The 24802-nt window shown below is 34.9% G+C and carries 18 protein-coding genes and 2 tRNA genes; 14 read left to right on the plus strand and 6 right to left on the minus strand.

Annotated elements, in window-relative coordinates:
• Positions 1-37 precede the first annotated feature (37 nt).
• The 3 genes from fumC to OOL05_RS03105 all read right to left on the minus strand — a co-directional run bounded on the left by fumC (position 38) and on the right by OOL05_RS03105 (position 6158).
• Positions 38-1426, minus strand: a complete 1389-nt coding sequence (fumC, locus tag OOL05_RS03095; protein WP_010401666.1) for a class II fumarate hydratase — start codon at positions 1424-1426, stop codon at positions 38-40.
• Positions 1427-1617: 191 nt separating this feature from the next.
• The gene (locus OOL05_RS03100) at positions 1618-3024 is read right to left on the minus strand and encodes an ankyrin repeat domain-containing protein (protein ID WP_264730764.1); all 1407 of its coding nucleotides are present in this window, start codon (positions 3022-3024) and stop codon (positions 1618-1620) included.
• Between the two features lie 215 nt (positions 3025-3239).
• Positions 3240-6158, minus strand: a complete 2919-nt coding sequence (locus OOL05_RS03105) for a PD-(D/E)XK nuclease family protein (RefSeq protein WP_264730766.1) — start codon at positions 6156-6158, stop codon at positions 3240-3242.
• Between the two features lie 108 nt (positions 6159-6266).
• Between OOL05_RS03105 and OOL05_RS03110 the strand changes: the two genes are divergently transcribed.
• The 6 genes from OOL05_RS03110 (at position 6267) to OOL05_RS03135 (ending at position 14991) form a co-directional block, all read left to right on the plus strand.
• A complete protein-coding gene (locus tag OOL05_RS03110; RefSeq protein ID WP_264375509.1) occupies positions 6267-9353 on the plus strand; it encodes a phosphoribosylformylglycinamidine synthase subunit PurL in 3087 nt (1028 codons plus the stop codon).
• 77 nt (positions 9354-9430) lie between these two features.
• Positions 9431-9943 (plus strand): membrane protein, encoded by a 513-nt coding sequence (locus OOL05_RS03115; protein WP_010401691.1) that lies wholly within the window; start codon positions 9431-9433, stop codon positions 9941-9943.
• Between the two features lie 262 nt (positions 9944-10205).
• Positions 10206-10283: transfer RNA gene (locus OOL05_RS03120), tRNA-Arg, on the plus strand.
• 82 nt (positions 10284-10365) lie between these two features.
• Positions 10366-11484 (plus strand): molecular chaperone DnaJ, encoded by a 1119-nt coding sequence (gene dnaJ, locus OOL05_RS03125; protein WP_264337075.1) that lies wholly within the window; start codon positions 10366-10368, stop codon positions 11482-11484.
• 169 nt (positions 11485-11653) lie between these two features.
• Positions 11654-13288 (plus strand): ribonuclease J, encoded by a 1635-nt coding sequence (locus OOL05_RS03130; protein ID WP_264375508.1) that lies wholly within the window; start codon positions 11654-11656, stop codon positions 13286-13288.
• A gap of 446 nt (positions 13289-13734) precedes the next feature.
• Positions 13735-14991 (plus strand): Tol-Pal system protein TolB, encoded by a 1257-nt coding sequence (locus OOL05_RS03135; RefSeq protein WP_064085826.1) that lies wholly within the window; start codon positions 13735-13737, stop codon positions 14989-14991.
• Positions 14992-15029: 38 nt separating this feature from the next.
• On the opposite strand, the gene gatC is transcribed toward OOL05_RS03135, so the two are convergent.
• Entirely contained in the window at positions 15030-15383 is a 354-nt protein-coding gene (gene gatC, locus OOL05_RS03140; protein ID WP_010401704.1) for an Asp-tRNA(Asn)/Glu-tRNA(Gln) amidotransferase subunit GatC, read from the minus strand.
• Entirely contained in the window at positions 15373-16293 is a 921-nt protein-coding gene (locus OOL05_RS03145; RefSeq protein ID WP_149168843.1) for a ribose-phosphate diphosphokinase, read from the minus strand. Before OOL05_RS03145 ends, gatC begins: the two co-directional genes overlap by 11 nt.
• Positions 16294-16579: 286 nt before the next feature.
• On the opposite strand from OOL05_RS03145, the gene OOL05_RS03150 reads away from it, so the two are divergent.
• Positions 16580-18610, plus strand: a complete 2031-nt coding sequence (locus OOL05_RS03150; protein WP_264730770.1) for an AAA family ATPase — start codon at positions 16580-16582, stop codon at positions 18608-18610.
• A gap of 346 nt (positions 18611-18956) precedes the next feature.
• On the opposite strand, the gene tkt is transcribed toward OOL05_RS03150, so the two are convergent.
• Positions 18957-20921: a transketolase gene (gene tkt, locus OOL05_RS03155; RefSeq protein WP_007302644.1), complete on the minus strand. Its 1965-nt coding sequence runs from the start codon at positions 20919-20921 to the stop codon at positions 18957-18959.
• A 113-nt stretch (positions 20922-21034) separates the two neighbouring features.
• On the opposite strand from tkt, the gene rpsD reads away from it, so the two are divergent.
• The 7 genes from rpsD to lipA all read left to right on the plus strand — a co-directional run bounded on the left by rpsD (position 21035) and on the right by lipA (position 24240).
• Positions 21035-21649 (plus strand): 30S ribosomal protein S4, encoded by a 615-nt coding sequence (rpsD, locus tag OOL05_RS03160; protein ID WP_006012690.1) that lies wholly within the window; start codon positions 21035-21037, stop codon positions 21647-21649.
• Between the two features lie 10 nt (positions 21650-21659).
• Positions 21660-21746, plus strand: a tRNA-Leu gene (locus tag OOL05_RS03165).
• 20 nt (positions 21747-21766) lie between these two features.
• Positions 21767-21961, plus strand: a complete 195-nt coding sequence (gene iscX / locus OOL05_RS03170) for a Fe-S cluster assembly protein IscX (RefSeq protein ID WP_007302643.1) — start codon at positions 21767-21769, stop codon at positions 21959-21961.
• 286 nt (positions 21962-22247) lie between these two features.
• Entirely contained in the window at positions 22248-22682 is a 435-nt protein-coding gene (locus tag OOL05_RS03175; protein ID WP_012481765.1) for a hypothetical protein, read from the plus strand.
• Positions 22683-22691: 9 nt separating this feature from the next.
• Positions 22692-23015 (plus strand): DUF721 domain-containing protein, encoded by a 324-nt coding sequence (locus OOL05_RS03180; protein ID WP_007302641.1) that lies wholly within the window; start codon positions 22692-22694, stop codon positions 23013-23015.
• A 54-nt stretch (positions 23016-23069) separates the two neighbouring features.
• Positions 23070-23384 (plus strand): 50S ribosomal protein L28, encoded by a 315-nt coding sequence (gene rpmB, locus OOL05_RS03185; RefSeq protein ID WP_006012685.1) that lies wholly within the window; start codon positions 23070-23072, stop codon positions 23382-23384.
• Positions 23377-24240 carry a lipoyl synthase gene (lipA, locus tag OOL05_RS03190; RefSeq protein WP_264730772.1) on the plus strand — a complete coding sequence of 288 codons (864 nt, stop codon included), beginning with the start codon at positions 23377-23379 and terminating at the stop codon, positions 24238-24240. The genes rpmB and lipA overlap by 8 nt, the downstream gene beginning before the upstream one ends.
• The last annotated feature ends 562 nt before the right edge of the window (positions 24241-24802 follow it).

The raw sequence follows: 24802 nt of genomic DNA on the forward strand, positions 1-24802 counted from the left end.
CCTACAAATGCGACAGAACCCTAAAAAAGGTGGTAGTTTAACCTACCATCTCCTCTGGTTTCACTATCCTTTCAAACTCCTCCTCAGTGAGCAGTTGAAGTTTTGCTGCTGCTTCTTTTAGAGTGATATTTTCTTTATAAGCAAGCTTCGCTATTTTTGCTGCATTGTCATATCCTATATGCGTATTTAATATAGTAACTAGCATTAACGACTGATTTAGTAAATCCTTTATTCTTTCTTCGTTTGCTTTAATATCAACTACGCATTTCTCTGCAAAATTTAAACTTGTATCAGCTAAAAGTCTTATAGACTGCAAAACATTGTAAATTATCACCGGCTTAAACACGTTCAATTCAAAGTGACCATTTGAGCCACCAATTGTCACTGCAACATGATTTCCCATAACTTGAGCACATACCATAGTCACTGCTTCGCATTGAGTTGGATTCACCTTACCCGGCATGATTGAAGAGCCAGGCTCATTTTCTGGTAACATTATTTCTCCAATTCCACATCTTGGACCAGAACCAAGTAACCTTATATCATTTGCAATTTTCATCAAGCTTACTGCTACTGTATTGAGTGCTCCACTGAGCTCAACTAAAGCATCATTTGCTGCTAGTGCTTCAAACTTATTTTTTGCTGAAATAAATGGAAAATTAGTGATTTTTGCCACTTCTTTAGCAAAATCCTCAGCAAAACCCTTTTTAGTATTGATTCCCGTGCCAACTGCAGTGCCACCTTGTGCAAGTTCATATACATTGCTTAGAGTTGACTTTACTCTCTCTATTCCCTTTTTAATCTGAACTGCATAGCCAGAAAATTCCTGCCCAAGTGTTAGAGGAGTTGCATCTTGCAGATGAGTACGCCCTACTTTTATTATATCTTTAAATTCATGAACCTTATTATTTAGCGCTTTATATAATTCTTCAAGATTGGGAATAAGCAAGCGGTCTATTTGTTCTGCTACTGCTATATGCATTGCTGTTGGAAAAGTGTCATTTGATGACTGACCACAGTTTACATGATCATTTGGATGCACTGGAGATTTACTACCTAAATCACCGCCCAAAATTTCTATTGCACGATTGCTGATCACTTCATTCACATTCATATTGGTCTGCGTCCCAGACCCGGTTTGCCAAACAACAAGTGGAAATTGATTATTAAATTTACCGTCTATTATTTCCTTTGCAGCTGAGCAGATTGCATCCCCTACTCTATTATCTATGCTACCCTGCTTCATGTTAACACGTGCTGCTGCAAGTTTTACTATTGCTAGCGCTTTAATCAGGGGCTCTGGCATTTTCTCTGTACCAATTTTGAAATTTTCCAAAGAACGCTGAGTCTGCGCTCCCCAGTAATGTTCACTTGGTACTTTTACTTCTCCTAAGCTATCTGATTCTATTCTAACTTTTTTATCCATATTTCCTCATTCTAGTGTTTGACATTACCTACATATATGATTAGTTAAATCAAATTGTATTTCAGTGTCAAGTTGAGACATTTTTAGTGAAAACCTTAGAAAACTTTCAAGCCATATCTTTTGCTTCTATTATTTTTTTATTGTTATTAAGGCAATCATGCAACCTTAAGCAATAAACCTACTTTCACTCTCTATAAGGCTATTCTACTTAGAGCTTGAATAGTGAAAACATCTTTAAGCGCAGAAGCTATACCTGTGTTTGCTTTCTCTTTTTTTACTTCTACAACTGTATAACCAAAAATTGCACCTAACGCTAGACTAATGGTAGCTGATGCTGCACAAACTGCAATCGCTGCTCCCGCAGAACATGATATTGTCATACCTGCAACATAACCTATTGCACCACTCACGCCAATGCAGACGTATTTCTTCCGCAGTTCTTTTTGTATGTAACCTTTCAGATATTCTTTTACATCTAAATGCCCGTTTCTAGTAGCATAATTCAGAGCAGTGTTTTCATAGCCATCTTTCACATTAACATTTGCTTTTGCTGTTTCTATCAGGTACTGTACTACCTCTAAATAGCCACTTCCAGCAGCCCACATTAGAGCAGTTCTTCCATAGTGATCTGTTGAATTAATATCTTCTTTCTGTTTTTCTATCAGGTATCTTACTGTTTCTAATTGACCATTTTTGGCAGCTGAAAATAATCCTGCATGATTGTTAATCATTTGTGCAAATGATAATGTTTTTAGTTTAGGGGGTTGTAACTCTTGAGTATTAAAGTTTAATTGTGCTGGAACAATTTCTACTTCAAGCTCTACATGTTCTCTTGTGAAACGATCAAGTAGCCTTTTTACCTGATCAATTGTTTGAATTCTTACCTTATAATACCGCGATAAAGAATTGATTATTTCCCTGTTGTTAAGAAAAAATATCACTAATTCTATTTTACCTGTTAAATCTTTAGCATAGATTGAGTATTCTATATTTAATCTATCTTGTGAAATATTTCGTATTGTCTCACTCTCTGTCCAAATTCTTACCTGTTCATTAATTCTCTTACTTACAAGAAAATTATATAATTCACTATCTTCTTCCTTCATTTTATTGAGCTCATCCTTACAGTCATACCAATAAGATGATAACTCTGGTATACAAGTAGGAAGAGGCAAGCGAGGTATTGACATATCAAGATTAGCTACTAAATGATATCTAGTTAGAAGCTTTGCTATCTCCGTATGGCCATTTACAATAGCATATGTTAGGGCAGAGAATTGACCTTTACGTTTCACATTTAAATCAGCTCCATTTGCTATTAGAAGTTGTACTACCTCAAGATGACCATGGGCAGCAGCATGAATTAGAGCAGTTATGTTTCCCGGAGATTCTGCATTAACATTTGCTCCCTCTTCTATCAAGTATTGTAATATCTCTAGTTGACCATTGTCAGCAGCCCATATTAAAGCAGTTCTCCCATAATCATCATCTATTGTATTAATAATTGCTCCACCCTGTATAGCTTGCTGAACAAAATCTAGCTGTCCTTTTTTAGCAGCATCAATTAGCTGCGCATTTAGCTGTTTTTGTGATGGCATATACCCCTCCTAAAATAAATATACAATTTAAAGCTATTTTAGCCACTATTCAAGTTTTAATGGCTAAAATTGATTGAATCACTTTTTAGTGTTTTTTTATGGTTGTTTGAGTCTAGCAAAGATGTGTCTATATCACAATCTAGTAATTCTCCTACTGCACTTAGTAAACCAGCTGTACAACCAGCTATTTTGATCTGGATGAGAGGAGATATAATTTATAACCACTCCCCTATCCTTTCTAGTTGTTTGTAGATGTTAAATCTCAGGAATTTATCAAAATAAGGAGAGGCAATGAAGGGAGTAGTATCTCTTAAATAATTAGATAAGAAATCTGGTAGAATATTCTGAAATTCATGCATTTTTTGTCTATAATCTTTCAAAGCAATAACCTTTATTTTATCATAATCAAGTTTCCAATAAGCAAGCTCCGAGACTTCTTTTTTTGTTGTGTATTCCACTGCTAAAGCTTGTAAAATTAATTGCGGGAAAAATCCTGACATAACTTCCTCATTGGAAGGTGGTGAACCAAGTTTATAGTCTATAATTGCTACTTGCCCACCTGGTAGATACTCAACTCTATCACATCTTGCTGTCAATAAAATTTCTTCTGTCATTCGAGTATCTGACCAGCTCTTATTACACAATTGTCTGGTGTGTTCATTTGCAATCAAATTTTCTGGATCCAAGTAGTCAAGCACTGGGATGACACCCTTATTCTTAGTGGAAGTTGTACAGCATCCGCGCAGTTGTGTGTCACGCGCTGGAATATGAAATATCGGATAGGAAAAGCTCTTCTCCAACTCAACTTGATTGTTTCCAGTCCTATCAAACTCAACAAAAGATTGAATTATCCTCTGCAACCTTACCCACCACATATTTGAAAAGTGGAATCGATTAGACGAGAATATTTCTCGTGCAATACTCATCAGCGACTTTTCGTTGCGTAAATATCTTGCAAAAATATTGTGTACCATAGTGCCAAACTCCAATATCGATGGCTTAAAATTTAAGTCTTTCAACTGTCTAAGGTTCAGTATGTATTCAACATAAAATGAATAAGGGTTACGAATCAGTTTTTCTACCGCACTGCAAGACATCACTTGCATTTTTTCTTCTCTGACTTTGGCTTGAGGTTTTGGCATAGGCTGAGTACATGGAACAATGCACTCAGGTGTATTTAATATTCTTAGCCAATTGCGATAAGGATATTTTGGTTCTTGTAACAGAACCTCCAAACGGCGCAATAGAATTGATTTTCTATCACTCACTAGCCTCGTAATATAAACCTTGCCGGCACCAAATAAATTGCGCAAAGTATACAAAAAGCACCCTTGCTCTTCTTGCACAGAAGGAAGGTTAAATTTTTCTCTATTCAGTGCACTCAAAAACGGATTCTGAAAATTTGGTATATCATTAAATCCAGCAAGTATTACAACTTTATTTTGATATAAGCTAAATTTATCAAAGTTATTTTCTGGAGAAAAAAACTTCCTTTTTAAAAATAATATCAGGATTTGACTATATAACTCTAAGGAACACTCAATTGCTATACCGTCACATGCATTTAAGAAATCACGAGTAAAATTACCTATTTCACCATTTAGCTCTAGAAAATTCACATTAGAAAGCACATTAACACACTGTAAATGAGCTGCTGCTATATCAGAAATAGGATAATTTATAAGATTAAGTAAAAGATTAAATATAGTTTCTAATCTACTGATAATAATTAATATATCTTCTTTATATCTTAGCTTTTTACAAGTACTAATAGCGTTGATAATATCCTTAAGACCATTTATATCAAAGCTACGCAATACTTCTATCTCAAACTCAGATAAAATACGAGTGTACTCTTCTTGAGCGTAACCAAAAGTCACTAGCCTATGTTTAAGAAGAGAAAGCAATGCCACACCGTTCCATTTTGAGTTCAAAATCTCAATACTATAAAGCAGAAGCGTCACATAAGAATAGTTTTTCGATATGGGGCACACCATACGAACTGCAAGTAATTTATCAAAAACAACCAAAGAAACGTTTTCATAACCTTCATTCTCCATAATTAGTGACGTCACCTGTGCTTCTTCCTCTCTGGAATCACAAGTGATGACTTCAATATTGCCAATATATCCATTACTAACTTTACTTAGATCGGCAGTTGTATCAAAGACATAATCTAGTTCAGGACTGCCTGTCATCCCAGCCCTCTGATTTTTAGTGTACGAACATTGTAATTTGCAGGTAATTTGAGTAGTAGATGATGTCATTCCAGTGCTTGACACTGGAATCCAGTTTCTATTGTACAGCAACCTGGTGCACTCATTTAAAGTTAAGTTTTCTGGATCCGAGTGTCTGGGCACTGGAATGACATCAGAACACGCTTCTGGCAGAAAACTTACATCCTCTCTGCCTATACTTAAATAATCGAGCAGATCTTTCAGGCAATATTGATAATGTTTTTTATCAAGTGATTGCCAATCTTTCTCTTTAATTTTCAAATTCAGATTAGGTAAAATTATCTTTCCAAATGGCAGGTCGTATACAGCTTTAATCAACAACTTATAAATCTCCTCCTTTCCAATTCCAATAAAGATCATATGCTGATCTTTCTTCAGGGAGGCTATCATATTGTTTATGTAGTCACTCTTATGCTTTAGTATATCTACTACTCCTAAATTTTTTAAAGTGTTACTCCAAGTTTTGATAAGTAAGTTTATGAAATTCTCCATTTTCTTCGAATGCTCATCAAGCTGATAACAATCCGCTATTTGGGTATATTGAAGTAATGACGGCAAACTGTAAACTAGATCGATTGGAAAACTATCATTGTGTTTTTTATTCCACTCCAATATAAATTGAATGAGTAGCAGCGTTCTCTTTGTCGGGTTAATAACTTTAACTCTATCAAGATTTAATATTAAATCTTCTTCATCAATGTTTTCTAGTGAAACTATCTCTGGCAAAATTATAGTTCTGTAATTCTTGAATGCACTCAGCAATGCTATCACATCCCTCTTGCAGGGAAGTATGATCTTTATCTCGGGAATTTTTTCTCTTTCATATTCAGAAAATATATGCTGAACCAGCACATCAAAAAGGGACTCATTCACATTAACAGTAAAAACTCTTCCCACTAACAGTAACAATTAATACAACACTTTTATTGTATAGAAATTATTTAAAATATAAATGTGCTCGCAGTTTCTTATGCTATGATATATTAAAGTCTTTCACAATATTACATGGCAAACATCAGAATAGAAGTTTTTAATAAATGTGAACAAGTTGGCCGCAGAAGGGTAGTTAATGTTTACTTGATTTACATAAGCAAAGAATTACCATCAAAATTACATGAAGAAATTTGTGGGCTATTTTATAATAAAGTCATACAAGACTGCCGTTATTATTCCTACAATGAAAACCTTGAAAAAGTTCAATATAACTTCATAGAATCACAAGCAAAGTGGGGCTTGGAGATAAGCTTTTTACCTGGCATGACCGATAACGTAGGAAACACGGCAAAACAAATTGTTAGAGAATATCTAATGAGCAAAGGCCACATTGATGAAAGTGTTTCTATCAAGGCAAGAAGTTCAAAATTGATTCTAAGTCAAGGAGGTTTTCCAACCGAAGATGACATAAAACAGGAATTCAATCCTATTACTGAATATTGCACACTTGTCTATAAAGAAAACGGCAATTGCCATTGGAAGTATTACAGTAAACCAAATACCCCACCTGGTGTCATTACAGCGCGTAACCAGGAAAAAAAAGAATGGATTCCAGTGTCAAGCACTGGGATGACACCAGCTAATAATGGAGCAAAATCTGTCAAACTCAATGTAAGTGACCAAGAGCTTGAAAAAATCAGCAGAGATGGAATCGATGGTAATGGCACTTTAGGGCTCTCGCTGGCAGCAATGAAAGCTATAAAGGATTACTTTAAAAAACTCGGTAGAAATCCATATGATATTGAACTTGAGTCTCTGGCACAGACTTGGTCTGAACATTGTAAACACAATATTTTTTGCTCCCCTATTGATGAAATAAAAGATGGTCTATATGCTCATTATATTAAGCGTGCAACGCGTGAGATAAATTCTAACATATGCGTGTCAGTTTTCTCCGACAACGCAGGAGGAATAATTTTTGATGACGATTACTTGATTGTAGATAAAGTTGAAACTCACAATAGTCCTTCAGCTCTCGATCCGTTCGGTGGAGCAATGACTGGAGTGCTTGGAGTTAATCGAGATATAGTCGGTTTTGGCAAAGGTGCAGAACCTATCATGAATACTTATTACTTTTGCTTTGCCAAAGAATCAAAAGGCAAACTTTATAGAGATAAAGAGCGTACTGATAAAATCTTACCACCAAAATATATAATGAAAGAAGTGATTCACGGTGTTAATGTTGCTGGTAATTGCTCCGGTATTCCAACGCAACTTGGATCGGTATACTTTGACGATAGATTCTGTGGAAAGCCATTAGTTTTTGTTGGAAGCATCGGAATTATTCCACGGAATATAAATAATGCACCTTCACACATAAAAGAACCCAAAAACGGTGATAAAATCGTAATTATTGGTGGAAGAGTTGGAAGGGACGGAATTCACGGTGCAACTTTTTCTTCAGAGGCATTGTCGGGAAACAGCCCTTCAACAATTGTGCAAATTGGTGATCCTATAACACAAAAAAAATTATCCAACGCCGTCGTAAAAGCAAGAGATCTTGGTCTTTATAATGCAATAACGGATAATGGAGCAGGCGGTCTATCATCGTCCATTGGTGAAATGGGAAAAGACGGATTTGAAGTGGATTTGAGCAAGGTTCTCCTTAAAAACGATGGTATGGCTCCGTGGGAAATATGGATATCAGAATCACAAGAGAGAATGACCTTAGCAGTGCCAGAAGAAAATCTTCCTGCGTTTAAGCAAATCATGAAAACACATGATGTGGAGGTCTGTGTAATTGGAGAATTCAACAAAAGTGGCAAAGCCGTTGTTAAATGTCCCCCAGGGGCAGTAATAATGGACATCGAAACTGAATTTCTGCATGATGGTAATCCTAAAATGCATTTACAGACAAAGCCATGGTCTGGAAAATCTAACCCATACGCTGTTATTCCAGAATTCTCTCCTGTTATCCCAGTGCTTGACACTGGAATCCAGCAGGCTTTGTCTGCAAATAAATCTAAAACTTTATGTAAAAATACGTGCGATGGCAGAGTTGAGCTTGAGATAGATTCCAGTGTCAAGCACTGGAATGACACCTTTGCACTAAAAGAAATGCTAAGCAGACCAAACATACGCAGCAAAGAGTTTATAGTGGTGCAATATGACCATGAGGTTCAAGGATCGTCAATACTGAAACCACTGCAAGGCAAGGGAAGAGTGTGCAGTGAAGCTGTTGTCTCGAGGCCAGTCCTTTCTTCAAACAAAGGTGTTGTAAAATCGCAGGGATTTGGCTCAAGTTATGGAGAAATTGACACTTATCACATGGCAGCATGTGCGATTGACACTGCAATACGCAACTACGTAGCTGCAGGAGGAAATATAAATCATCTAGCGTTGCTCGACAATTTTTGCTGGTGTGATGCTTATAATCCAGAAAGGCTGTGGCAACTAAAGAGAGCTGCAGAGGCTTGTTACAACTTTGCAACTGCATTTAAAACACCATTTATATCCGGAAAAGATAGTATGTTTAACGACTTTAAGGGATATGATGAAAATGGCGAGAAAGTGATGATATCTGCACCACCTTCACTACTCATTTCAGCAATTGGAGTTATAGACAATATTGAAAATGCGGTATCGCTTGATGTGAAAATGCCAGGGGACTTGATATATGTGCTTGGTACAACCCACGATGAGCTTGGTAGATCTGAATATCAGTTATATAGTGGAATAGATAATAACAACGTGCCAAAAGTTAATGCAAAGAGCGCTAGGAGGTTGTATGAACGTTACAACCAGGCAATAAAAGATGGCATAATTGTCTCTGCAATTGCACCAAACTTAGGCGGCTTAATTATTGCTTTGGCAAAATCGCTAATTGCAGGAGACCTTGGTGCTGAAATTGATCTTTCACTAGTACCAATAGGAAAAACACAAAATACAGACATAATAAACAAGATAATAATGTTTTCTGAATCGCAAAGTAGAATATTAGTAACTATTGCCCCGCAAAATCAGCGGAAGTTTGAAGAATTGTTTAAAGGTATAGTTTTTTCATGTATTGGAAAAGTGACAGAGGAGAAAGCTCTCAATATAAAGGATATTATAAGAATAGATTTGAAAGACTTAGGTACTAGTTTAAATAACTTTTGATTACGCTAGACAAATTTTTCATTATGTGTAATGTCTGATTAAAATAAATGCATATTATTAAATTTGGGTAGGTGATTATGTCCATTTTATCAATACTCTTGCTTATCAGTCTTTCTTTACTTAACACTTCAAATAAATTAATGATATGTGCTGCCTTATTTGTGGGAGCTACTTTAGTTGTAAACTCAATGGTTGAGTTTTATGGTAGAAGCAAAGCTACTTACAGCTTAATAGTGTGTACAGTGATATGCTGTCTTTTTAAATTGCAAAATTTTAGTTTTATGATACTGGTTCTATATACTGCAATTTTAATCTCTCTTCTCTCAAGCATAGTTGTTTTTGAAGAATTAAAGTCGAAATTGAATTTTCATATGGCAAATTTCATCACTTTAATTATAGCATCGGTCATTGATAGTACGATTATTTGTGTTGGACTACTATACAAAATTTCTGCAGGTAAATGCTTATCAATATATATTAAAGATTTAATTTTCAAGTTTTCCTATGCATCGATATTGAGTATCTGCTTGTTTGTAGGAATGTATTTATTCTCCTTGGCAAGCAAGAAGTATTTTAAGGTTTCTGCATAACCCGTCTTCTGATATAGCCAAAATAGTTTAGATTTAACTATAACCGTCATTCCGCTATTTGTTAGCAGCTTGGTAGTATAATGTGAAAAGCTCTTATTCGGATAGCGGTTCTAAAATCAAAGTAATTGGAAACTGTTAACTTAAGTTATCCTTTAAGAGAGCTAGTACAATTTCTTACAGGTTTCATACATGATAAGAGTTTTATTTTTAGCTAAACCAATTGAAATAAGCTATAAAATCTGTTAAAGTCAACTTTGTGCAAGCACCCTTAGCTCAGTTGGATTAGAGCATTTGACTACGGATCAAAAGGTCGGGCGTTCAAGTCGCTCAGGGTGCACCATATTTTATAGGAAATAGAGGTCATGCTTGAAATTCATATGTGTAATACCTATCTTTAAAGGTAAAATACTGAGCTATTATATATGAACAAAAAAGACTATTATGATCTGCTAGAAGTGAGCAGAAATGCTAGTACTGACGAGATAAAAAAAGCATATAAAAAACTAGCATTAAAATATCATCCTGACAGAAATCCTGGTAATAAGGAAGCAGAGGAAAAATTTAAAGAAGTAACAGCTGCATATGAAGTTCTATCTGACTCTGAAAAAAGAGCAGGTTATGATCGTTATGGTCACGATGGTGCTTCCGGTGGATTTGATTTCAGCCAAGCTGGAGGGGATTTTAGCGATATATTTAACGATTTTTTTGGTGGAGGATTCGGCGGCAGTACAAGTAGGTCAAGAACAAAAAGAAGTACAACAGGAGTATCTGGAGCAGATCTGCGCTACGACCTTAAAATTACCTTGGAAGATGCATTTAAAGGAATACAAGCACCTATACATTATGTGACAAATATAAAATGTAATACATGCCAAGGCACAGGTAGCGAAGGAGCAATCAAACCAGTTCAGTGCAACACATGCCAGGGAAGCGGTAGAATTAGAACTCAACAGGGCTTTTTTACCATTGAAAGAACGTGTACTACATGCTATGGGGAAGGAGAAATAATACAAAATAAATGTAAGAAATGCGGTGGAAGTGGACGTAAAAGAGATGAAGTAAATATCTCCGTTTCAATTCCAAAAGGCATAGAAGAAGGAGCTAAAGTAAGGGTCAGTGGTAAAGGAGAAGCTGGAGCAAGAGGTGGAAAAAGCGGAGATTTATACGTATGTGTGAAAATAGCTACTCATCAGATCTTCACTCGCAATAGAGCAGATTTACACTGTAAAGTGCCTATAAGAATGACACTAGCAGTACTTGGTGGTGAAATCGATATTCAATCAATTGATGGAGCTAAAATAAAAGTAAAGGTCCCTGAAGGCACTCAAACTGGTACCAAACTACGTTGTAGGGAAAAGGGTATGCCATATATGAACTCACATGCTCGTGGTGATTTATACGTACAGGTAATAGTTGAGACTTTAAATCCAAAGAATTTAACCCAAAAGCAGATTGAGCTATTAAAAGCGCTTGAGGAAGGGGAACATGAAAGTGTAGAGCAGAAATCTGAAGGATTCTTTGGAAAAGTAAAAAAAAAATGAGAAATTTGCTAAATGATATAAAGAGGTAGCTGTATACACTTAATTCTTTTTACCAATTTGAAAGCCTTCTCTTTTAGTGAAAAGATTTTTTTAAGTTATGCAAAAGTGATAAATTCCTTTATTTAAGGTCGAAGTTTTGCTATCCTCGCATTTTAATAATTTAAAATTAATGAACATAAACAAAAATGAGTTTTTATTTCTTCCTCTTGGAGGAGTAGGAAGAATTGGGATGAACGTTAGCCTATATCATTATCAAGGCAAGTGGATTATGATCGACCTTGGTATCGGTTTTGCAGATGAAACTATGCCAGGTGTTGAGCTGCTCATCGCTGATGTAGATTTTATTGCTCAAAGAAAAAAAGATTTGCTTGGAATAATAATTACACATGCACATGAGGATCACTGTGGTGCAGTGCCTCATCTGTGGGAAGATTTGCAATGTCCCATATATACAACAAAGTTTACAGTTAATTTTCTCAAGGAGAAACTAAAGGAGTTTCGATTGGAAGGTGTGGTACCTGTGAAAGAGGTAGACATAAATGGCAGCATAAATTTGGGTCCTTTTACCGTTGAGTTTATAAATGTAACTCACTCAATTCCTGAGGCAAATTCAATATTAATTAGCACTGAAGCAGGTAGTGCACTTCATACTGGGGACTGGAAATTTGATCCAAAACCTGTTGTTGGATTAATTTCTAATATAGAGCGTTTAAAAGAAATTGGCGATAAAGGTGATCTGCTTGCAGCAATTTGCGATTCAACCAATATATTAAGCAAGCATCACCCTGAGTCAGAAAGTGAAATTTATGATAATATTTACAATATAATAAAGCGGTCTAAAAAATTGGTTGCTGTCTCGCTATTTGCCTCGAATGTGGCGCGAATTGAAACAATAAGCCAAGCTGCAAAAGCACTAAATAGAAAAGTGGTTTTACTTGGCAGATCTTTATGGAGAATAGTGAAAGTTGCTCAGGATAGTGGTTATTTAACTGATTCTCCTGAGTTTCTAGAAGCAAAGGAGGCAGTAAATTTTCCAAGGGAAAAGCTGGTGCTACTTTGCACAGGTTGTCAAGGTGAGCCACTGGCAGCAACCTCAAGGCTTGCTAATAAGAGTCATCAAGCATTTAAAATGCAGCAAGGTGATACCATGATCTTTTCATCAAAAATCATTCCTGGCAATGAAACTCGTGCACATAACATGCTCAATGCCTTTATTGAGATGGGAGTGGAAGTTATTACTGAAAAAACAGAGAATGTTCATGCTTCCGGACATCCAGTAAAAGCAGAGCTAAGGGAAATGTATTCTTTGATAAAACCTAAGATAGCTATTCCAGTTCATGGTGAGTATATTCATACGGATGCACATGTAAAGTTCGCTAAAGAGTGCGGTGTGAAAAAAGCAATAATGATTGCACCAGGTGATATTGTTAATTTGGAGAATGGAGAAAAAGTTAGTTCAATTGATGTTGACTACTTTGGTATTGATGGTACGTTGCTACGCCATCCAGAATGCAGCGTTATAAAGATGCGTGAGAGAATGAGAGATGCTGGGGTTATTGTAGTAACAGCAATTGTGAATAAGAAAAACAAATTGCTCGCTAAGCCAAAAGTATTTGCACCTGGTGTTTTCGAAGCGCAAGAAGATGCAGCCATTATGCAAAAGATCATAGAGAAGGTTGAGTCAGCATTTAGTCCACAACCGATAAAAAAAATAAGAAATAAGATTGAAAGTTCAATATTTAGTATCTTAAAGGAATATTTACTAAAAAGACCTATAATTGAAGTCCAAATAGAACAGGTATAGAAATATACCTCTTTTTATTAACCATTATTTGAGTAAGAAGTTAACAATGTATTCTTTGATGTTATTTCAGCATGCAATACTGGAATCCGTAAAAAAAAATCAGTGTCAGATCACACAACTATACAAACATTGTGATTTGAATCTACCAGAAGGGTGCCATCTCAACGCCCAGGCAAACATTGTAGTTTTAGAGCAATCTCCACCAGTAGAGTGTCATCCCAGTGCTCTGACACTGGAATCCAGTTTTTCATGCAACCTTGTCAAAGACGTTTATTTTAGAATAAAACAGCTACTTTTATGCTTGCCACCTCAGTGCACTTACTTGCAGTCAAATTTCTGGATTCCAGTGTCAAGTACTGCAGAAATTGATTTACTCTACTGTCATGCAGTTTAACTTCAAAAGTAAGCTATTTGCTGAGATGACAGGAGGTAATGCAAGAAATCTAATGAAGCTATTCGTTCAACTGGTGTTATTTATTTCGTTATTTATTCCTTATTCCACAAAAGCTGTTTTATATGTTGATATAAAAAAAAGCAATATTGGTAATATTGATCTTGTTGTATCTAAATGTGCATGCAAGACAGAAGTGGAAAGTGAGCTAAGTGAAAGCATCACAAAAGTAATTGAAACAAATCTATCTAATTGTGGCTTATTTAATGTGAAACGTAACACGAAAGTTGAGTCTTGGAAAAGCGATACTGTAGTCACAGTAAGTTTAAGTGAAGTATCAAACAGAAATTTAGAGCTATCTTTTCGTTTATCTGACAGCTTTACAAACAGAGAATTACTTACTCAGTCGGTTGTTTTTCTAGCAAAAGACTGGAGGAAAATTAGTCATCTTGTTTCAGATGTGATACATGATAGATTGATTGGTGAGAAAGGGCATTTCAATACAAAAATTACATATATCGCTGAAGAAAAAGATAGCAATTACAAATCCGTCCGTAAAATTGCTGTGATGAATCAAGATGGAAGTAATATAAAGTACTTAACAAATGGTGAGAAATTTGTGTCAACACCAAGATTTTCACCAAATGGAAAGGGTATTGTTTATATCTCATACACAAATGGTAAAAGTTATATAATATTAAAAAATTTAAAAGATAACACTGAATCAATAATCAGCGCATTTGAAGGAGTTATTTCTGCACCAAGATTTTCTCCTGATGGTAAATCTCTTTTTATTTCCCACTCATTGAGTGGTGAAACAAATATATTATCTCTAGACTTAAGCAGTAAACGAACAAAAAAAATTACTAAAGGTTCAGCTATAAGTACTTCTCCCTCTTTGTCTCCAGATCAAAAGTACATGGTTTTTAGTTCTGATATAAGTGGAAGTCAGCAACTATATATCATAGATTTCACTAAAAAAAGCAAAAAACCCAAGAGAATTAGTTTTGGAAATGGAAGATATGCTACACCTGTTTGGTCGCCAAAAGGAGATCTGATAGCTTTTACAAAAATTCAGTCAGGAAAATTTTACATAGGAGTTATGAAGCCAGATGGCAAAGAAGAGCGCTTGCTTTCAGAGGGACATAAAATTGAATCTCCGGCATGGCTACCAAATGGCAGAGAAATTATCTTTACTAACGCAGAATCACCAAGCAACTCTAAATTATATTTAGTAGATTTAGTAAAGAAAAATCAAAAAATGGTTTTTACTCCAACGAATGCTTCTTTACCAGATTGGTCTTATTTTTGAAAGTAGATCTATAAAATCGGTATAAATCTTGCTTTATCTTAATCGTTTATAACCTTCGGTACTACGAAATACCCATGCTCCGATTTTGTATTGGATAATATTTCTTCTTTAATGTTTTGAGAATTTATAATATCATCGCGTACATGGACATCCTTATCTATAGTTCCATAACGCATAGGAGAAACACCTTCAGTATTAACTTTCAACAAAGTATCATGTATCCAATCCAGCATTGTCAGTTCTTTTGAGTAGTATTGAATCTCATCATCGGATAACTTAATCCTCACAAGCTGTGCAGTTTTAAGCATTTCTTCTTTAGTAATTGTTATTTTTCTCTTATTTGCAAATTCTATTAACGAAGTGATAACATCTTCTGTTGATCTAGCTGGCACTTTTACCTCCTTGCATAAAGCAAATTAAAATATTTGCAATTGAAACAACCTCTATCTTATCATTTTTTTCAAATTTGTGAAATACGGTGTCCGTAATTACTAATTTATCCAAAGAAGAGGAAGAGATTTTCTCAACTGCATTTCCTGAAAGTATTCCATGTGTAATGCACGAAACTACAGACTTTGCTCCTCGGTTTTTTAAAGCAAGAGCTGCATTACATAATGTTCCGCCAGAGTCAACTATATCATCAACAATGACGCAATTTTTGTTTGCAACTTCTCCGATTACATTCATTACCTCAGATGTACCTGCTTTTTCTCTATATTTATCTACTACAACAATATCATTATCCAACTTGTGTTTTTCCTCTAAAATCTTTGCAAAAGCACGAGCTCTGCCAATTGCTCCAACATCAGGCGCAACTATTGCCAAATTCTCCTTGTATATAGAGTTAACAAATACTTCAAAACAGCTTAAATTAGTAACTGGTATATCAAAAAAACCTTCAATTTGACTTGAATGCAAATCAATAGCAGCAACGCTATTTGCACCAGCTGTTTGAATAAGATTTGCAGTTAATTTAGCACTTAAAGCAGATTGCATATTATTGTTTTTAATAACCCTATCCTGCCTACTGTATCCGTAATAAGGAATAATAGCTGTTATTCTCTTGGCTCCAGATCTCTTTGCTGCATCAATTGTAAGCAGAAGCTCCATAAGGTTATCATTTACAGGGGAAGAAAGAGATTGTACTATATATACTTCTTGATTACGTAGATCATTTGCTACTTCTACATTTACCTCACCATCGGCAAATCTTGACACCTGATTGGGGAATAGCTGAGCATTTAGCCCACTTGCTATTGAATCTCCTAATCGTTTACTAGCGCTACCTATTATTACCTTCATATATACCAATTAAGTTTTGAAAATTATACAGAAACCATGGAATGATTAAAACTTTATTCTTGCCGTCAAGTAGCTCATAGAAAAGAAAAAGTTACTCGAAACATTTCACTAGCTTTCTTATCATGCAACTCGTTTTCACAAAGGTACGTACTATTTTTCTACTTAAAAATAAAGTAAATTTTTTGTGATGCTAAGCATTTTCTATAATTTTTCATTAGATTTATTAAAAATTTGACAATTATTAAAATATAGGCTAAAATATCTATATATTTAATGGAGAAATGAAATGGATTTTAGTCAATTTGTTAAAGGCGACTTTCTTGATTTGTACTCGAAAACAATAAACATAAGTGAATTAGTAAGCTTTTTACAGAGCAATCTTAGTATTACAGAGCTTAGTTTAAAAAGCTGTTATATTGGTGATGAAGGAGCAAAAGCTTTAGCTAATGGTAATCTTGCAAACCTTACTCAACTTAATTTAAGTTGGAACAGTATTGGTGATGAAGGAGCAAAAGCTTTAGCTAATGGTAATCTTGCAAACCTTACTCAACTTAATTTAAGTTGGAACAGTATTGGTGATGAAGGAGCAGAAGCTTTAGCTAATGGTAATCTTACAAACCTTACTTCACTTGATGTAGCTTTGAACAACATTGGTGATAAAGGAGAAAAAGCTTTAGCTGGTCTTAAAAAAGTTAATGTTAAAGGTATAGAAAATTTTAGAACAATAGATAGTTTGATAAATAAATTAACACAAAGTAACTCTTCAATAGAAATTTTTGATCCAGCTAAATCGGAAAATAAAACAACACTTGATGATATTATAATTCCAGAAAGCGTTAAAAAGGAGCTAAACAAGATTCTTGGTACTATTCCAGAAAGAAATAAAGAATTACTTAAAAAGACAGGTTACAAACCAGAAAAAGGCTATCTTTTTTATGGTCCACCCGGAAATGGTAAAACCAAAATTGCTCGTGCAATTGCATGTCAAGCTAATGCAAAGTTTATTAGTGTTTCTGCATCTGAATTTCTGAAATCGTATATTGGTGAAGGTGAAAAGTACGTAAGAGAAATTTTTAAAAAGGCAAGAGCAAATGCTCCTTGTATAATTTTTATAGATGAAATTGATTGTATTGCTACAAAACGTGGTAGCGGTGGTAGTTCTAGTCATGCTCAATCATGCGACAGCCTTGTGAATCAGTTTTTAACCGAGCTCGATGGTTTCAACCCACTAGAAGGTGTAACAGTAATTGCTGCAACTAATCGTAGAGATGTTTTAGACACAGCGTTTACTAGGCCAGGCCGTCTCTATAATCATATTGAAATTCCTTTACCAGATAAGACCCAGCGTAAGGATATATTGGACTTATATATAAAAAAATTCAAAGATACCGAAGGGTTGGAAGTTACAGTAGATACTGGAAAACTTGCAGATAAAACTGATGGTTTCTCGGGAGCTGAGTTAGAATATTTAATAAATAAAACAGCATGGGATATTATATATAATGCTACAACTGAAGGAAAAGTCACTATTAATACGAGTCACTTCACTAAGGCAATTAATAAGAAGAAATCTCAAGAGCCTGAAGGTAAGCAAGTTAATGGTGGTTTAGAATTACTTAATAGCCCTAAACCCAATTGTAGCAGTAACGTTCATATTGATAATGCAGATAATGTAGAAAGTCATAGCTCTGCAAATAGCAGTTCAGATGTTGTAGGTATACAGCAATGGTATGAAAAAATAGCTAAGACACTTGAGGTCACACAAACTCAAATTAACAATATGCAGGAAGAACAAAATGAAAAATTTGGAGAACTTGACTCTAAGAACAGCAACGTAAAACAAGATCTAGATTGTGTAAGGCAAGACTTAACTAAAATAACTCAATGCACTGAAGAATACACTAAATTAAAGGATAATCTAAAGACTATCACTGAAAAATATACTCAACTAAAGAGTGAATTAGAGAGTATGGTAACAACCGAACTCAAGAAACATGAAAGCACATTAGAGAATCGTGTTAAAGATCTACAAAAACAATTTGAAGGTAAAAATAAAGAGCTAAATAGTAAATATGAAAAATTCTTAGGAGCAAGCAACAATAGTAAAAGGCAAGGTAGTTACGCCTCTATTTCTTTTGTATTATCTGGAGCATCTGCTGTTGGTGCAAGTTTGACAATGTTTCATTTAGCAATGTGTCTTTCACTCGCTGTAGCCGCATTAATTTTTCTTGCAGCAGGATGTTACTGTTTGTATAAGGCAAATACAACACTTAGTAATGTTGAAATTGATCAAACTACTAATCTTGTAGTTGTTTAGATAGTTTTTAGGCTTTTAAATCTGTACCTGTTTGGCAAGTTAAAAAGTCCTTGCTGGTGCTGTAGCTTAAATTGAAGAAAATGGCGGAAGTGTAGAGTGAGGTAGTTTTTGATCAAAAATTTAAGATATTTTTAAAAAAACCACCTTTCTTGACGCGTATGAACACTCCCAAATTTTTTATAGGTTTGACTTCACCTGATTTACAAATAGAAATTGGTTGAGTGTTTGCCATTTATTCTTATAAACAGCATTTTGCTTTTTTTAGCACGTAGCAATTCTTGAATTCTATGATATTATTTTTGTAAAATTGTTATATATATCATAATAACGGCACTGGCTGAGTTCATTAAGTAATTTTATGGGCAGTGGAATGATAAAAAGCGTTTTCACAAACACATTTTACTACATAATCAGCGCTAATATTAAAATGCTTATAAAGAGCTTCATAAGGTGCTGATTCTCCAAAATTTTTCATGCCAATAAATATACCGTTTGAACCTATATATTTATGCCAACCCACTTCACTTCCAGCTTCAATTGCAACTTTAATACTATCATTATTTAATATTACCCCTTTATATTCATCACTTTGCTCGTCAAAAAGCCTCCAACACGGCATAGAAATGACCCTTGTACCTACACCTTTTTCCTGTAATTTTTCTCTTGCCTCAACTGCAATTTCAACTTCAGATCCGGTAGCAAATATCGTCACTTCTAGCTTCCCTGAATATTCGCATAGTATATATGCACCAAATTTTGATAGGTTGGCCAATTGGTCAGTATAAGAGTGCATGTAATTAATATTTTGCCTTGAAAGCGCAAATAGTGCAGGTGACTCTTTTTTTTCAAGTGCAATGCTAATGCACTCCAAAGTTTCAATTGCATCTGCTGGCCTAAAAACATACAGATTTGGTATAGCTCTCAGAGAAGCTAAATGCTCTATTGGCTGGTGAGTTGGACCATCTTCTCCTACTCCAATTGAGTCATGAGTCATTACATATATAACCTGCTGTTTCATCAAGGCTGAAAGACGTATAGCAGGGCGGCAGTAGTCGGAAAATACTAAAAAAGTTCCACCATAAGGAATAATCCCACCATGAAGAGCCATACCATTCATACAAACTGCCATAGCGTGCTCTCTCACTCCATAGTGTACATAAGAGCCACTATAATTATTACTATCTATTGCCTGCATATGCTTATATTTAGTACAATTTGAACCGGTAAGATCAGCAGAGCCACCAATTAGTTCTGGCATAGACTTAGTTAATAGTTCCATTACTCTGCCGAAAGAAGATCGAGTAGCTTCGTTTGGCATTAGCTTACATATTTGTTTCTTCAGATCAGCCAAATCACTCTCGATATTATTCGGCAAACGTTTCTCAAGTCTTCTTTGTAGTTCTTTATTGATCAAGGATGTATAGTTTTGCTTTGCCCTCTTAACTGTTTCTATCCAAGCGTTTCTCACATCTTCTGGTACATGAAATGGTTCATAGTCCCAATTTAATTTTTCTCTCATCTGTTTTACATCTTCCTCTGTAAAGGCACCACTATGAGCAGAAGATGTGCCAGCACGGCTCGAAAATTTTCCGATAATAGTTTTGCAACAGATTAGTGTAGGTTTATCAGACTTTTGCGCCTGCTCTATTGCAAGGGATATAGCATCAAAGTCATGCCCATCGATTTTGTCAACATTCCATCCATACGCTGAAAAACGCTTTTCTACATCATCAGAGCAAGAGAGGCTAGTAGAACCGTCTATAGAGATGTCATTGTCGTCAAAAAGTGCTATCAGCTTATTTAATTTAAGATGCCCAGCAAGGGACGCTGCTTCATGGCTTATACCTTCCATAAGACAACCATCTCCTAGCATTACATAAGTGTAGTGACTGATTTCAAACTGCTTTTCAAGAATCGATTCAGCAAGTGCCATGCCAACAGCAGTGGCAAATCCCTGACCAAGCGGGCCTGTTGTTGCTTCTATACCAGAAGTTAAGCCAAATTCTGGGTGACCTGGAGTTTTTGATGTAAGTTGCCTGAAGTTTTTTAGTTCATCTATACTAATGTAGCCTGTCAGATATAATATAGAGTATTGCAACATTGAACCGTGACCATTTGATAGGACGAAACGATCTCTACTGATCCATTGAGAATCATCAGGGTTATGGTTTAGATATTTAGCAAATAATACAGTGGCAACATCTGCCATGCCAAGTGGCATACCTGGATGTCCAGAATTTGCTTTTTGTACTGCATCAATTGATAAAAAGCGGACAGCATTTGCCATGGATTTTAGTAGTAGATGATTCATGTATTAATAGGAAAACTTAAAAGTGAAGTATACTATATCATAGTGGCAAAAACAAGTTGACACTTAATGTTAAAATCATTAATAATTTATAGTTAGATTGTGAGAATTTTTGTATGACAACTGTTATCAATAGAAAGTATAGAATCAGTCGCAGGCTTGGTGTAAACTTATGGGGTAGAGCAAAAGATTCGGTCAATAAAAGAAAATACCCTCCAGGTCAGCATGGTATTCTTGGATTTAAGAAGTTATCTGATTTTGGTAAGCAGTTTGCTGCACATAAAAAATTTAAGTTCTACTATGCAATTTCAAGTAAGCAGCTTAGACGTACATTTTTAGATGCCTACAAAAGAAAGGGTTATACGGCTGATAATTTTATTGGTGCCTTAGAATCAAGGTTAAGTTCTGTTTTATATCACTCTGGTTTTGTGCCAACAATTTACTCGGCAAAACAGCTTATATCTCATAAACATGTTACAGTTAATGATAAGGTGGTTAACATATCAAGTTATAGAGTGAAGCCTGGTGATATAGTAAAAATAAGGGAAAGAGCAGCAAAAATTCCTATATTAATAGAGGCTGAACAAAAACAAGAACGTAAGGCTCCAGATTATTTAGAGGCAGACAGCAAAGCACTTTCAGTGAAGTATTTGAGAGCGCCTCAATATTCCGAAGTCCCCTATTCAGCAGACATGGAAGTCAATTTAGTAGTAGAATTTTACTCTAGATAAACAACATAAGGCCCGTGTGGCGGAATCGGTAGACGCAGCGGACTTAAAATCCGTGGGTTTTGCGACCTTGGGAGTTCAAGTCTCCCCATGGGCACCAGTTTAATTTATTAAAAAAGTATGAAATGGCTTGATATAGAAGATATTGCAGAAGCTCTAGAAGAGAAATTTCCAAATGAAGATATAATTAGTATTAGATTCACTGAACTTAAAAGAAAAGTCTTGGATTTAGAAGAGTTTGATGATGATGAAAAGTATTGTAATGAAAAAATATTAGAGGCCATTCAAGCAGCTTGGATTGCAGAAAGATCTTAAAAAACAGATAGCTATAAGAAAATTACTGCATACAGTAAAAAGATAATCTTCTTGGAAATACTATACTTTACTCGAATTTTAATTAGCTTCATAATAATTTAATAAATTACAATTAAAAATGATTACAAGTTAGGCAAAAATATACAAATACTGCTTTTTATGTGTGAAGCTGGAGGTGTAGTTATTGTAAATCAGCTACAATCCAAGCTAGCACTACTGGAACTGACAAATAACTCCAGGATATGTTAAGCCTAACGGATGATAAAATTTGATTTGTGAGGTTGTTATGTTTAAAATATACCAATATTGTATATCTTCTAGGTTACTAAACATTTGTTTAATGTTGTCTACAATTGTGTTATTAACCGGTTGTTTTGCAACAATTCTTTCGGGTTCTACACAAGAGATTAAAATGAAAGTAGTAGATGATAACGATAACTTAGTAGAAAAAGTCAAATGTGTCATACGTGACCCATCTGGAACGAATCATTCTCTCACATCTAACCCTGGAATAGTGGTTATTCATCGAGGTTCGGGATCATTGTTTGTTGATTGTAAAAAAGAAGATTATAAACAATTAAATGTGATGGTAGGTGAAAGTTTTAATAGCGTTACCTTATTGAATCTACTATGGTTACCTGGTTTTGCTGTCGATGCAATTACTGGAGCTTATAAACAATATCCATCACACTATGTTGTGAATATGACAAAATCTGATTAATAGAAAACTATGCTTAAATATAGCGGGCCAAAGAAATTAAAATCTATAATAGAAAACTATGCATTAAAATGCATGAAAAATAAGATCAGCAAAAATGAAATACGTCTTATTTTAAACTGGAAAAGTATAGTTGGAGAGGAATTAGCAGAATGTACAAAACCACAAAAGATCTCATACGCACAAAACGTAAATTCTGGTGTTCTGCATCTGTTAGTAACAAATGGCAGTAAAGCATTAGAAATGCAGCATATGGTTTCTCTTGTAATAGAAAAAATTACAGTGTTTTTTGGCTATAAAGCAGTATACGGTATAAAAATCAAGCAAGGGAGTTGACTATTTAACTATATCAGGTTAACCTAGTTACATAGGATAAATTGGTATATTGAAGTGAGTAGAATTTGTGAGTTAACAAATAGAAAAAAGTCTTTTGGTAATAAGGTATCGCATTCAAATCGTAAAACAAAGCGTACCTTTCTCTTAAATTTACATAAAGTTACATTGACGAGTAATATATTAGACAAAAAGTTTAGCTTTCGTATAGCGACAAGAACTTTAAGAACTATAGATTACAAAGGTGATCTTGATGCTTTCTTGCTCAACACAAAAACAATTAAACTAAGTAAAGAAGCGCAAAAGATAAAAAGAAGATTAAAGAAAGTTTTAGCAAAACAAGAGGTAGAGCTAGCTGTTTCAAATGCATAGTAAGCCTACATGGCTCAGAGCAAAAGCTCCAGCTGGTAAAGTATTCAATGAAACCTTAAATACTGTTAAGCTACATAACTTACATACAGTATGCGAAGAAGCTGCGTGTCCAAATATTGGTGAATGTTGGAATAAACGTCATGCTACTGTGATGATTCTCGGTTCTGTTTGTACTCGTGCTTGTGCGTTTTGCAACGTTGCAACTGGCATTCCTGATAAGCTCGATCCTCATGAACCAGAAAATTTAGCAAAAGCAATAAAAAAGTTAAATTTAAAGCACGTTGTCATTACCTCTGTTGACCGTGACGATTTACCAGATGGTGGTGCAAATCAGTTTATAAGGTGTATAGAAGAAATTAGAAAGATAACTTCGGAAACAACAATAGAGATCCTCACTCCTGATTTTTTAAATAAGAAAGGAGCGTTTGAAGCAATAGCTATTGCATCACCTGATGTTTATAACCACAACATCGAAACAGTACCAAGGCTGTATGCAAAAATAAGACCAAGAGCTCGTTATTTTCATTCACTATATTTGCTAAAGATGGTGAAACAGATTAATTCTAAACTTTTCACGAAGTCAGGGCTTATGGTTGGTCTTGGAGAAACAAAAGAAGAAATCTTTCAGGTTATGGATGATTTACGTAGCGCCGAAGTTGACTTCATTACAATTGGTCAATATTTGCAACCAACTCCAAAGCATGTAAAGGTTGATAGATATGTTACCCCAGAAGAGTTTGAGCATTATAAATATATTGCTTATTCCAAAGGCTTTTTGGTAGTTGCATCAAGCCCATTGACTCGGTCATCGTACCACGCTGAAGAAGATTTTAACAGGCTCAAGGCTTGTAGTTAATATCTTAATTTTTTCAGAGTACAGTTTAATATAGTAATTAATATCTTGACTTTATTTAGAATATAATTTAATATAGGTATTGATGAAGCGAAAAAGTTATAGGCGATTCTAACGAAAAAGTTGACTACACTGAGTTATCAAAATGTTCTTTTTCTGACAAAACAAAGCCAAAAAGAAAGGTAACATTTTTTCAGCAAGTCCAAGTTAAAGAAATTCCACTTGAAGGAAAAAAAGGAGCATGTAAACGATACAAAGAAAAGAAAGAGAAACAAAAACATGAGCTCAATAAAAAACCACAATTATGGAAGAGAGGTGCAGCAATTTTTGCTCCACCAGTAATTGGGTTACTAGTAAGTTTAGCATTAATCACAGGAAATTATTCATTCTTAACTACGGCTTTAGTTGCTGTAGCTGTTACATTAGCAATATATGGACTTGAGTATTTATTTAAACCTGAATTGCTAGAAAAGCCTGGTGAAACTTTAAAGGATTTAGTAACAGATTCTTTTGTAAAGGAAGAAAAAAACTCAAGAACTGTATCACAATAAATCAGAAAAGCTTA

This window comes from Wolbachia endosymbiont (group B) of Episyrphus balteatus (genome assembly GCF_947250575.1).
Taxonomy (GTDB): Bacteria; Pseudomonadota; Alphaproteobacteria; order Rickettsiales; family Anaplasmataceae; genus Wolbachia.